The organism is Streptomyces sp. NPDC093598 (genome assembly GCF_044764825.1).
In the GTDB taxonomy this organism is placed as follows: domain Bacteria; phylum Actinomycetota; class Actinomycetes; order Streptomycetales; family Streptomycetaceae; genus Streptomyces.
Genome location: NZ_JBIWIV010000005.1, coordinates 249,775 through 262,091, shown reverse-complemented (window position 1 = coordinate 262,091; position 12,317 = coordinate 249,775). Strand labels below are relative to the sequence as shown.

Here is a 12,317-nt window from a genome sequence, read left to right as displayed (position 1 = left end):
GCGTGGGCCGACGTTCATGCACGTCTACGACAGGGAGCATCGTGGTCAAGGGGTGGCGCAGGGACTTCCGGTTCGTCTGGGCGGGCGAGACCGCGTCGCTGATCGGCACACAGGTCTACCAGCTCGCCATGCCGCTGACAGCGGTGCTGACGCTGGACGCCACGCCAGGGCAACTCGGCCTGCTCGGCGCGCTGACCTTCGCGCCCTACCTGGTCCTCGGACTGCCCGCCGGGCTGCTGGTCGACCGCTGGCAGCGGCGGGGCGTGCTGATCCTGTCCAGCCTCGGGCAGGCGGTCTCCATCGGCGTCATCCCGGTCCTGGCCGCCCTCGACCGGCTGACCTTCGGCTGGCTGCTGGCGATGGCCTGTGTCGCCGGCACGGCACGCGTGTTCTTCACCATCGCCTACCGCTCCTACCTCCCGGCGATCGTCCCCCCCGAACATCTCACCGGGGCCAACTCCCGCCTCACCGCAAGTGAGTCGGTCGCCGAGATCGGCGGTCCGGGACTCGGCGGAGCCCTGGTACAGGTCGTCGGCGCGCCGTTCGCTCTGGTGGTGGACGCGGTCTCCTACCTCGCGTCGGCGCTGGGCGTCGGTGCCGTGCGCCGCCGGGAGAAGCCCGTCCCGGCCGACCCGGCGCCGCTGCGCTCCCAGGTGGGGCAGGGATTCCGCTTCACCTTCTCCAACCCTTATCTGCGCGCCACCCTCGGTGAGGCCGCCAGCTACAACATCTGCTGGCAGATCGTCCTCACCATCCTGGCCCTGTTCGCCGTCCGGGAGCTGGACATGAGCCCCGGCACCCTGGGCCTGATGATGTCGATCGGTGCGGTGGGCGCGCTGCTGGGGGCGGCCTTCACCGATCGTCTCGCCCGCCGGGTGGGGCTGGGTTCCACGCTGGTCGTGGCGGCGGTCATCGGCGACCTCGCTCCCCTGCTGCTGCCCGCCGCGTACCGGGGTGCGTGGGCGGCGCCGCTGTTCGCGATCGCGTTCTTCATCCAGGGATTCGGCATCACCGCCTGCAACGTCCACACCATGACGATCCGTCAGGCCGTTACCCCCGAACACCTGTTGGGCCGTACCAACGCGGCCTACCTGTTCGTGGCTCTGGGCGTCAAGCCCGTCGGCTCGCTGCTGGGGGGCTGGCTCGGCAGCCAGTTCGGCCTGCGCGCCGCCCTGCTCATCGGCACCCTGGGGCTGCTGAGCACCAGTCTGTTCCTGGTGCTGTCCCCGCTGCGCACCGTACGCACCCTGCAGAGCCTCCTGCCCGACAAGTCCGGACAGCCGGGTGAGCCCGGGGAGCGCGCGTCGGCACGTACGTGAGCGCTCAGGCGGTACGCGCCGACGCCGCCTCCGGCGCCACCCGCACGCGCAGTGCTTCCCGCGCCTTCTCCAGCGCCGCACGGCATGCGTCGGCGTCCCCGTCCCTAGCGATCGCGTAGGCGACCCGGCCGTCCATCAGCCCGCGCGGCGGCGGGGACTTGACCTCGCCCTTCCCGGCCAGCGGCCCGCAGCGCACGATCTGCGGAGGCAGTCCGGCCTCCTCGAACCTCACCTCCTCGATGACGCTGTCGTCGCGCTCCGGGTAGAAGAACCGGATCGCGCAGACCCGGCGGCGCGCGGAGGTGGCGAGCCGGGGCGGCCGTCCACAGGCCACCGCCGCTGCGGCCAGGCCCAGGTCCGCACCGCCGCCGAGCAGGTTGAGGAACGGGATCATCCCGCCGCCGATGCGCGCGTTGACCTCGATGATCCTCGGGCCGTCGGAGGTCAGTCTGATCTCGGTGTGCGTCACGCCGTCGGTGAAGCCCAGCGCGGTGTGCGTGCGGGTGACGGCATCCATCAGGGCGCGGTCGGACCACAAGGGGTCGGCGGGATCGACGACATGCCCGGTCTCCTCGAAGTACGGTGCGAAGCCGAGGTCCTTGCGGGCGAGGCACACCGGCGTCACCGCACCGCGGTGCACCACGCAGTCGACACTGATCTCGGGGCCCCGCGCGAACTCCTCCACCAGGATGTTGCTCGCGTGGGTCGGCAACTCCGGGGCCAGCGCGCCACTGGCGTGGGTGAACTCGATCAACGTACGCAACTGGGCGGGGCTGTCGGCCTTCACCACACCGAAGCTGCCGGCCAGCGCCCTGGGCTTGAGGATGACCGGGTAGCCGATGTCGTCCGCCGCCGCCACCGCCTCGTCCCTGCCGGACACCACGTGGTACCGAGGCTGCGGCACCCGGCCGGCGTCGAGCGCCTCACGCGTGCGGTACTTGTCCCGGCAGCGCTCGATGACCTCCGGATCCCCGGGCAGCCCGAGCGCCGCCGCGACCCGTGCGGTCTGAACGATGTAGGTCTCGTCCCAGCAGATCACACCCTCGAGGGGATGCCTCTCCCCCGCGCGCACCGCCGCCCGCACCAACTCCTCGGTGTCCGCGAGATCGGCCACCACCGTGCAGTCGTCCACGTACTCGCGCTCCCACGTGGGCAACTGCGTCAAGACCAGGTGAACCCGGTACTGGCGGCTGATCGACTGCAGGAGATATTCGCGGTAAGCACGTAAACCCGGCGTGATCACGAGCAGGTGCGCCTTGTCCATAGGCGCCGCCTACCCGCCGACCGCGGTCTGAGTCCCGCTCCCACCGGACATCCGGCGGCGCCACCCCGTTTTGAACCCGCTCACCGGGCACACTAGCTGCCGGAGGTGATCACGTGTCCGACCAGGGATCGCTGAAAATGCATCAGGTGGTGCTCGACAGCACCGACATCAGGGGACTCGCGGAGTTCTACCGCTCACTGCTCGGTCTGGTCTACGGTCCCGGAGACGAGCCGCCCGAGGCGGGTGAGCCCGACGAGCGGGGGCAGGACTGGCTGGTGCTGCGCACCCCCGACGGCGCTCCCCGGCTGGCCTTCCAGCACGTCGACCGGTTGACGCCGCCGACGTGGCCCGACGGCCCGGTTCCGCAGCAACTGCACGTGGACCTGAGCGTGTCGTCGATCGAGGACCTCAAGGCGCAACACGAGCGCGTGCTGAGTCTCGGCGGCCGTCTGCTGTCCGACAACAAGCAGGGCCCCGATGAGCCCTTCCGGGTCTACGCCGACCCCTCGGGCCATCCCTTCTGCATCTTCGTCGCCTGAGCCTGTCTCTCCAGCAGGACCCGGTGGTCGGCACTGCGGGCCAGGACCGGTTCGGCTTCATGTGGGACGACCTGGTGGAGGGTGCCCCGGGGCGACTGGTGATCGTGGACACCCGCCGCCTGGACGACTGCTGCGCGGCAATGGGACTGCTTCGAGCACAAGAGCATCCCCCTCACGGTGGCCGTCAACGCGTTCGACGGGGCGGCCGAGCACGACCCCGACGAGGTGCGGGGCCCTGGACATCGCCGAGCACGTGCCCCTGATCGTCTTCGACGCACGTCAGACGGGCTGGGTCCGGGATGCGCTGCTGGTCGTGCTGGACGTCACCTTGGCCCGCGCGGAAGCCGCCACGGCCCGCTGAGGGAAGGCCGGCGGGCGCCCGGCGCCCGGTGCGAACCACTGCACAGCCCGAGCCGTCCGGCGTGCGACATGAAGACCGAGGTGAGGGTCACGGCACCGTGGAGGGGCGGCACCGTCCAACGCCGATCCGGCCTGTCATCTCCCCCGGCCCGTGGCGCACCTCAGAGGATCCGCACACAACCGGACCAGCAACGAAGCAACTCCCCCGCGGCAGAGCGCACCGAAACCTCTGACCGCACCCTCACCCTCCCTTATCTGTGCACCGTGCACCGCACCACAGATCAGGAAACCGCCAGCACACAACAGCCCCATGCTGACCAGGCAAAACATCCCTGACCAGCCAAACACACGCAGCCCTGCAGGCGCGGGAGACACCTGCATCACCCCGCTGATCCCGAGGCAACGCTGACCTGTCATACATCAACCACCACTCCAGGAACGGCACCACCTCTGGATCACAGTGAGTGGCGGGTGGACGCGCAGGAGGTGAAGCTGGAGGGGACTGCGCCGCACCATCCAGGCACAGCTCGACAACCGCATCGCCGACCTCCGGCCGGGCGGCGAGGCCGACACCGGTGACACGATCGTCGCCGGCGTGCGCGACGACTCCCCACTGCACCGTCCGCAAGGCCATCGCTGACCGGCCGCCTCAGCCACCGCAGGGAAGCCCCGGGACCGGACCGCCCCTCGTAGCCCGGAATCGCGCGGGACACGGACCACACCGGGGCGACTCGAAGTACACGATGGGGGAACCGGAAGAGAAGCCCTGACGCACGAGGGGCGGCCGGGTTCCCGGACGCCGGGTTCCGCCACCGGAAGAGAGACCACAATGGCGCACGAAGACGACGCCCAGCAGGCCGTGCCGACCACGCCGGGAACGCACACTGACGGCGACGGCGTCACACGCCGCCGTCCGCTGCGCGAGCGGCACGTCGAGGAGACGGTCGAGGTCGCGGTGCCGGTGCGGACGGCGTACAACCAGTGGACGCAGTTCAAGACCTTCCCGCGCTTCTCGACCCTGGTGCACGGTGTCGAGCAGATCAGGCCCACCGTGACCGCCTGGACCATCCGCTACGGGCCCCTGCGCCACCGCTTCGCCGTCGAGATCGTGGAGCAGGACCCCGACGCCTACCTGGCCTGGCGCGGACTGGAGCAGAGCCCCTCCCACCAGGGCGAGGTCGAATTCAGGCCGACGGAGTCCGGCGGCACCGCGGTCACCGTCCGGATGCTCCTGGAACCGCAGGGAGCCGCGAGGATCCTCACCCGCTCGTCCAGGGCCGCCCGGCTGACCGCCCGACTGGTGCACGGGGAACTCATGAACTTCAAGCACTTCATCGAGGGACTGGGGCAGGAGGGCGGGGCCTGGCGCGGCACCATCCGCAACGGCCGCGTCCAGCACGAGCACCCGGAACCGCCCAGGAGCCGCGTGGCCCAGTGGCCCGTCGGCTGACCTGCGTGCCGGACACGGCAGGAGAAAGGCAAACCGATGCAGAACCCGTCAGGCGAGGAGCCGGAGACCACCGTCTCCGTGACACCTCCGAAGAAGTGGGCGGCCGGAGTGCCCGCGGTCGTGCACGCGCTGGAGTACTCCCTGGAGCAGACCTCCCCGCGCAAGACCGGGGTGGACCTGTTGACCATGAACCAGGTGGGCGGGATCGACTGCCCTGGCTGCGCGTGGGCGGACCCGGCCCCGGGCCGGCGCCATCGCAACGAGTACTGCGAGAACGGCGCCAAGCACATCAACGACGAGGCCACCACGCGCCGGATCACCGCCGACTTCTTCCGTGAGCACAGCGTCTCCGATCTCGCCGCCCGCTCCGACATGTGGCTCAACCAGCAGGGCCGGCTCACCGAGCCGATGATCAAGCGGCCCGGTTCCGAACACTACGAGCCCATCAGCTGGAACGACGCCCTGGGCGTCCTCGCGCAGGAACTCAACGCGCTGGACTCCCCCGACGAGGCCGTCTTCTACACCTCCGGCCGCGCCAGCAACGAGGCCGCCTTCGTCCTGCAGCTGTTCGCCCGCGCCTTCGGCACCAACAATCTGCCCGACTGCAGCAACATGTGCCACGAGTCCAGCGGCTTCGCCCTGAGCGAGACGCTGGGCTCCGGCAAGGGCACCGTCAGCCTCACCGACCTCCACCACGCCGACCTGATCTTCCTGGTCGGGCAGAACCCGGGCAGCAACCACCCGCGCCAGCTCAGCGCCCTGGAGGAGGCCAAGCACAACGGCTGCCGGATCGTGGCGGTCAATCCGCTGCCGGAAGCCGGGCTGCGGCGCTTCAAGAACCCCCAGAAGCCGCGCGGGGTCGTCGGACGCGGCACCCAGATCGCCGACCGCTTCCTGCACATCAAGCCCGGCGGCGACCTCGCCCTGTTCCAGGCCCTCAACCGCCTGCTGCTGGAGGCCGAGGACGCCCGGCCCGGCACCGTCCTGGACCACGACTTCATCGACGCCCACACCACCGGCTTCGAGGAGTTCGTCCAGCACGCCCGCACCGTCGACTGGGACGACGTGCGCACCGCGACCGGACTGACCCGCGAGGAGATCGAGAAGGTCCGCGACGAGGTCCTGAACAGCGAACGTGTCATCGTCTGCTGGGCGATGGGCATCACCCAGCACAAGCACGGCGTGCCCACCGTCCGGGAGATCGTCAACTTCCTGATGCTGCGGGGCAACCTGGGGCGCGCCGGTACCGGTGCCTGCCCGGTGCGCGGCCACAGCAACGTCCAGGGCGACCGCACCATGGGCATCTGGGAGCAGATGCCTGACACCTTCCTCGACGCCCTGCAAAAGGAGTTCGGCTTCGACCCGCCGCGCCCGCACGGCCTGGACTCGGTGGACTCGATCAAGGCGATGCGCGAGGGCCGCGTCAAGGTCTTCCTCGCCCTGGCCGGCAACTTCGTCCGCGCCGCTCCCGACAGCGAGGTCACCGAGGAGGCGATGCGCTCCTGCCGGCTGACCGCCCACATCTCCACCAAACTGAACCGCTCGCACACCGTCTGCGGCGACACCGCACTGATCCTGCCGACCCTGGGGCGCACCGAGCGTGACGTCCAGGCCGACGGCGAACAGTTCGTCACCGTCGAGAACTCCATGAGCGAGGTGCACACCTCCCAGGGCCGCCTCGAACCGGCCTCCCCGCTGCTGCTCAGCGAAGTAGCCATCCTGTGCCGGCTCGCCCGCCGCACCCTGGACGGCAAGGCGGACATCCCCTGGGACAAGTTCGAGGGCGACTACGGCACCATCCGCGACCGCATCTCCCGCATCGTGCCGGGCTTCCACGACTTCAACTCCCGGGTGACCCGCCCCGGAGGCTTCCAACTGCCCAACCCGGTCAACGAGGGCGTCTTCAACAACAAGGTCGGCAAAGCCCTGTTCACGTGCAACGAGCGCGTGGTCCCCCGGGCACCCGAGGGGCACCTGCTGCTGCAGACCCTGCGCTCGCACGACCAGTGGAACACCATCCCCTACACCGACAACGACCGTTACCGCGGCATCCACGGCAGCCGCCACGTCGTGCTCGTCAACCCGGCCGACCTGTCCGAACTCGGCCTCGCTCAGGGCGATCACGTCGACCTGGTGAGCGTCTGGGCGGACGGCACCGAGCGCCGGGCCGAGAACTTCCAGGTCGTGCCCTACCCGGCCGCCAAGGGCTCGGCCGCCGCCTACTACCCGGAGACGAACGTCCTGGTGCCGCTGGACAGCGTCGCCGACATCAGCAATCAGCCCACGTCGAAGGGCATCGTCGTCCGCCTCGAACCCACGCTCGACCGGACACGGTCCACACCCGCCTGACCGCCGGCACGATCCCGACGGGGCCCGCGACGACAGCGGGCCCCGCCCCGTCGCACGTTGCCGGCAGAGGCGACGCACCCTCAGCGGGTCAGGGGGGAAGCCCGTGGGAGGACGGGCATACGGCCGACCGCGATGGCGCAGACCGCCGCGACCACGAGGAGCAAAACCGGGAACAGGGCGCAGAGTGTTGCCGCTCCTCGCAGCGCCCGCCGGCGTGGAGGGTTCGCACGCTGCGGCGTAGCGGGGGGTCGCGGCGGCTAGAGCCACCCGAGCGGCGGGGCACCGGCGTCGGCCGGGCCAGCCCGCCCGCCATGGCCTGGGCCCGGTGCTGGCCGTCGAGGTAGCCGACCTTGTCGGCCGGTTGGATGACGTCAGCGATGCTGAACAGGGTGACTGTGCCCGAGCACTTCCAGCGCCATCGCGTTGACCGTGTGCCAGTCACCGCCGTGGTACCAGCAGCACGCACGAGTGCCGCCGCGGCGCGGCAGGACCTGGCGTGATGATTCCGGCCAGAGCTGCCGCTCCACCCACACCGGCGGCAGGTTCTGGTCGGGGCAGTGCCGCTCCCACCGCGCCCGCGCAACCTCTCCCCCGGGCGCGCGCCGGGTGCGGTGAACAGTTTGCAGTTGAGAAGAGGATGACCCTCCGGTCAGCGGAGGGCTTGGCTTTGGTCAGCAGGAACTGCTGCAGGACGACGAACTGCTCCCGCACGAAGACGAGCTGCTCCCGCAGGACGAGGAACTGCCGCCGCACGACGAACTGCTCCCACAAGAGGAGGACCCACCGCTGGAGCAGCCACTCGAAGAGCCTTCGCTCCCGCCTGCCTCCCACCAGGATGAGTGGTCGACCAGGCTGCCGGCTTCATGCCCCGTGGTTGCGCTGTGCGATGCGGTGCTGGTCGGCCACGCTCCATGGCCTGGCCAGGCGCTCGAGCCGCGCGCGGTTGCCCGCACGCCGAGATCGTCCCAGGCGCGACGCCATGCCCGGCGCACCATCCAGGTGACCACCGTGACAAGCGTCAGCACGAACCCGCTCACCCATATGAATGCGATCAACACGACGCCCCCCTTCTGCCGGGCTGCGCCCGGATTGCCCGCAGTATGCCCGGGTCGCGGTGACCTGCAGCACCTCTTGAGCAAGTCCAGAGCTTCGGCGCAGCCCCACTTCCCGACGTCAAAGGGCTCAAGTGCATGGCGGGCAGCCGAGCCTGGTCAGGGTGGGGCGTCCCTTCCACGCCAGGGACCCGCCCACGTTCGACCGTGCCCTGCCGGCCGACTTCCGCCGCTTGCGCGTCGCCGTCGTCGGCACGGAACCGGCCGGTATATACACCGCGCAGGACCTGCTCCCACACCCACGCCGAGATCACCCTCGGCGACCGGCTGCCGGTGACGAGCGGCCTCGTGCGGTACGGCGTCGCGCCCCGCTGCGCTCCGCTCTGCTCCGACGGAGATCGTGGGGGGGCGGCGACAGAAGTGTGCGGGCCGTGCGCACCACCGGTGCGAGCGGCGACGCGCTGTTGCCCTCCACGACCGTACTGCGGGCCACCGGTTACCGGGGCACACCGGTGTCAGGGCTGCCGTTCGACGAGGCGACCGGAACCGTTCCGCACGACGAGGGGCGGGTGGCCGGGCTGCCGAGCACCTACGTCGTGGGGTGGATCAAACGCGGTTCGTCGGGAGGCACCGGCGCCAACCGGGCGTGCGCCGCCGAAACCGTCACCAGTCAGCTCGCCGACGCCGTCGAGGGCGTTCTCGCGGCGCCCGCTCACTCGGCGAACTCCTTCCTGCGCCTGGCACGGCGCCGCGCGCCGCGTCTGTGGACGCCCGCGGCACGGCGGCCATCGACCGGGCCGAGCGCCTGCGCGGCGGACGCGACGGCAGACCGCGCAGCAAGTTCGCCACTGTGGCGGAACTGGTCACGGCGTCCCGACGTCGATCGACGCTCTGATGCCACGCCCGCCCACCCGCGGCGCACCTCACGCGGCACCCCTGGCACACGGCGCCCTGCCCACAAGTCCCGCACAGGCGCCAGGCTTCGCAAGGCGCGCCGAACACGACATGTCCGACTCCCCCATCGCATCACCAGGCGGCCCCCGCCAGAGGCCAGGCCGGCGTCAGGCCGGGCGCATCACACCTTTGATCGCTGACTGGCCGGCGAAGAACACCGACTCCTCCCGGATGCGCGCTCCCGGACCTGGGGCGTGAATCAGCACGCTGTCGCCGCTCCAGATGCCGACGTGGCTGAGGTCGTCGTGGAAGAAGACCAGGTCTCCGACCTGGACCTCGGAGAGCGAGACCTGCACTCCCGCTCTCCACTGGGCCTCGGTGGTCCGGGGAAGCGTCACGCCGGCGGCCTTCCACGCCGCCTGGGCGAGACCTGGGGCGTCATACGACCCGGGCCCGGCCGCGCCCCAGACGCAGGGGCGACCGATCTGCCCTCGGGCGAAGGCGATCACCCGCTCGGCCTGGGTCCTGTGGCAGGCGTCCGGAGGCAGCCAGGACCCACCGTAGGCGGCTGACGTGACGCTTGTGGGGGTGGTTCCCCGTACCGCTGAGACGACCGGCGCCGTGAGGACGGCAGCCGCTGTCGGCGCAGCGGGGACGGGTGCGGTGGTCGGTTCGACGGGCAGTGCCGGAGCAAGTGCCGCCGCGGCAGGTACAGGGATGTCCGGCAGACCGGTGTCATAGGTCGCGGTCGGGGCTGGACCGGCGGGCAGCGCCGCAGCGGGCTGCGGGGTGGGCACAGGGCCGGACTCCGGGGCGCGAGCTGGATCGGGCTCGTACAGCGGCCATGCCGCCATGTCTCCGCCCGGGGCCACGTACGCATCGGCACGCCAAGCGCTCTCGTCCTGCGTGGATTCGCCTGCCGCAGCCGCTGCGACGAACTGACCGGAGAGCTGCGGGAGGGCAGCAGATGTCGGCGTCCGAGCCGGTCCGCCGGTCAGCTCCCACGCAACGTCGGTGGGCGCCTTGGGCGCTTCGAGGGCGAGGGGCTCCGCGGGACGTTCCGTCGGGGGCACGGGTCGCGCTGCCCGGGACGCGGGGTCGGGACGGACCGGCATCCTCTTGTCCGGCAGGGACGCCGGCATCGTCGGGCCCAGCTTGGCACGGGCGGCGTCGAACCACTGCCGGGTAAGGGTTCCGAACGCGGGCCCCGTGCCTTCCTGGGAACGGTCGCGGGTGGCCACGCCCCGCTGGCGCGGGATCGCGGCGGCGCGGGTCGCGTTGAAGGTACCCGTGTCACTCTCGGCCCGGTCGTAGAGGTTGTCGACATAGCGACGGACCTCGTCAGGGCTCAGCGCCCCACTCTCAGTCGCCAACGCGGGCACCAGCAAACTGCGAGAGCCGGGCCTCGGCAGTGAGGGCTTCCGGGGCAAGGGAGTTGACCTTGTCCGCAGAACCGTTCACCCCGGGGCGCGAGGTTCGTTCCAGCGCCATGGAGAGGGCGCTCCTTTCGTCCGAGCGTGCACAAAACCACCTGCCTATCGGCGGAACTCGTGCAGCCAATGGCCAACTTAGCCAACTTGTGAGCCTTCCGTGAAGATCGAAGCCTCAAATGCCCGGATATGCTTTGTGACCTTCGCCGCTCCATCCGCACCGTGAACGCACGCCGCCGCGGCGGCCCTCCGCCCGGGGACCACCACCAGGCCCACCTCACCATCGATACGCCCGCGTTGGACGAACGTGCGTCGCCGAGCGTGCTGCCCGACCGGTCGGTTCTGCACACCGCCCACGACGGCACGATCCGCCTCACGGAAGCCGCGAGGCAACACGGAGCAGGCCGAAGACGTGGACGCCTAGTCGCACGACGACAAGGGGCTGCAAGGGATCGCCGCGGATCCCGCCTTCGCCACCAACCGGTATGCCCGCATCTGCTACGCGACGAAGCTCAAGTCACCGGCGGAAGCCCCAAACTGGTGGACGCGGTTGTGCGTGGCTCGCCGGGTCCGGGCCGAGCCAGGAGCATCTTGGGCGCACGAAGCCCTGCCCACCTAGTGGCTCTCGACTACGGCACAGGCATCATCCCTGGCCTCGTCCCGCAGCATCCGACACCGGCTCCATGTGCCTCTGGCCACTGCCCATCCCGGCGCATCACACCGGCGCGCACCTGCGCGGCGCCGGAAGGACAGCCCCGTGGGCCGGCGACTTCCGTCCTGGCTCGGCCGCCGGGCTGACGGGGGCAGGCGCGGCTGCCCTGGCTGTGCCGCGCAGTTCGCTGTGCGGGTCCACAGCACGCCGTGCAGGGTGGCTGTGCCGCCCTGATCTCCTCCCGCTGCCGCAAGCTCGTCCTCGACGGCGCGGCTCATCGATCGCCGCTGAAGTGGTCGCGGATCTCGTCGCCGCAGTCGTCGGCGCCGACCTTGCTTCGAGAGAAGGCCAGCACGCCGTCGTCCTTGCCTTCCTGTTTGGCCTTGGCCAGCTGCGTCTCGATGTCCGCGATGTGCTCGGCGCACTCGGCGCTGACGGGCTTCTCGGGCTGCGGGACCGGTGCCGAGGAGGCGTTCAGTCCGGCGGTGGCGGCGATGCCGACCGCGCACAGCACCGCCCATGCAGCGAGCCACGTGCGGCGGCTCGTCCGTATCGGCTTGGACATACAGGCATCCTACGAGCGCGGCGGTGGGGTGGTACTGATCCAAGCCCAACGTATGCGCATCCGCGGGGCGTGGTGGCGTACTGAGCATCGCCTGCACGTGGGGTGTGGGACGCCGCAACGGCTCAGAACCCGGCCATGGACTTGTCGAGGACTCCGCCCAGCGCACCATAAGCGCTGCAGCGAACCGAGTGCCGTGCCCTGCGGCGCAGCCCGAACCCCACGATGAACGACAACGCAAAAAGCCCACCGAGAACCATCGCCACGACCGGGTTGCAGACGAAGTAGGTGCAGCATGCGACGCCAGGACACGGACATCTACAGCGAGACGGACCCGGTGCCCACCCACATCGGCAACGGCATCCCTCAGCCCCGCTGACACCAGCACCTCGACCACGCCGTTTTGTCCGCGCCCGTACGGCTGATAATCATGCCCCCGCCAGGGT

8 protein-coding genes and 2 pseudogenes are annotated in these 12,317 nt (G+C 70.5%); 6 read left to right on the top strand and 4 right to left on the bottom strand.

Annotated elements, in window-relative coordinates:
- The first annotated feature begins 41 nt into the window (after positions 1-41).
- Complete coding sequence (locus ACIRDU_RS19795; protein ID WP_403581180.1) at positions 42-1,319, top strand: MFS transporter; 1,278 nt, start codon at positions 42-44, stop codon at positions 1,317-1,319.
- Positions 1,320-1,323: 4 nt separating this feature from the next.
- Here ACIRDU_RS19795 and ACIRDU_RS19790 read toward each other — a convergent pair whose 3' ends face one another.
- Positions 1,324-2,583: an ATP-grasp domain-containing protein gene (locus ACIRDU_RS19790; RefSeq protein WP_403581178.1), complete on the bottom strand. Its 1,260-nt coding sequence runs from the start codon at positions 2,581-2,583 to the stop codon at positions 1,324-1,326.
- 137 nt (positions 2,584-2,720) lie between these two features.
- Here ACIRDU_RS19790 and ACIRDU_RS19785 point away from each other — a divergent pair, with 137 nt between their 5' ends.
- The 5 genes and pseudogenes from ACIRDU_RS19785 to ACIRDU_RS19765 all read left to right on the top strand — a co-directional run.
- Positions 2,721-3,122 (top strand): VOC family protein, encoded by a 402-nt coding sequence (locus ACIRDU_RS19785; protein ID WP_403581176.1) that lies wholly within the window; start codon positions 2,721-2,723, stop codon positions 3,120-3,122.
- Positions 3,123-3,151: 29 nt separating this feature from the next.
- Positions 3,152-3,483: pseudogene (locus tag ACIRDU_RS19780) on the top strand (ATP/GTP-binding protein); the annotation flags it as partial.
- A gap of 828 nt (positions 3,484-4,311) precedes the next feature.
- Positions 4,312-4,932 carry an SRPBCC family protein gene (locus ACIRDU_RS19775; protein ID WP_403581175.1) on the top strand — a complete coding sequence of 207 codons (621 nt, stop codon included), beginning with the start codon at positions 4,312-4,314 and terminating at the stop codon, positions 4,930-4,932.
- 36 nt (positions 4,933-4,968) lie between these two features.
- Positions 4,969-7,281 (top strand): FdhF/YdeP family oxidoreductase, encoded by a 2,313-nt coding sequence (locus ACIRDU_RS19770; RefSeq protein ID WP_403581173.1) that lies wholly within the window; start codon positions 4,969-4,971, stop codon positions 7,279-7,281.
- A gap of 1,462 nt (positions 7,282-8,743) precedes the next feature.
- Positions 8,744-9,228: pseudogene (locus ACIRDU_RS19765) on the top strand (ferredoxin-NADP reductase); the annotation flags it as partial.
- Positions 9,229-9,394: 166 nt separating this feature from the next.
- Here the strand turns inward: ACIRDU_RS19765 and ACIRDU_RS19760 are convergent.
- The 3 genes from ACIRDU_RS19760 to ACIRDU_RS19750 form a co-directional block, all read right to left on the bottom strand.
- Entirely contained in the window at positions 9,395-10,600 is a 1,206-nt protein-coding gene (locus ACIRDU_RS19760) for an NlpC/P60 family protein (protein WP_403581171.1), read from the bottom strand.
- Complete coding sequence (locus ACIRDU_RS19755) at positions 10,590-10,718, bottom strand: hypothetical protein (protein WP_403581169.1); 129 nt, start codon at positions 10,716-10,718, stop codon at positions 10,590-10,592. The genes ACIRDU_RS19760 and ACIRDU_RS19755 overlap by 11 nt, the downstream gene beginning before the upstream one ends.
- An 865-nt stretch (positions 10,719-11,583) precedes the next feature.
- A complete protein-coding gene (locus ACIRDU_RS19750) occupies positions 11,584-11,874 on the bottom strand; it encodes a hypothetical protein (RefSeq protein ID WP_403581167.1) in 291 nt (96 codons plus the stop codon).
- Positions 11,875-12,317: the final 443 nt, after the last annotated feature.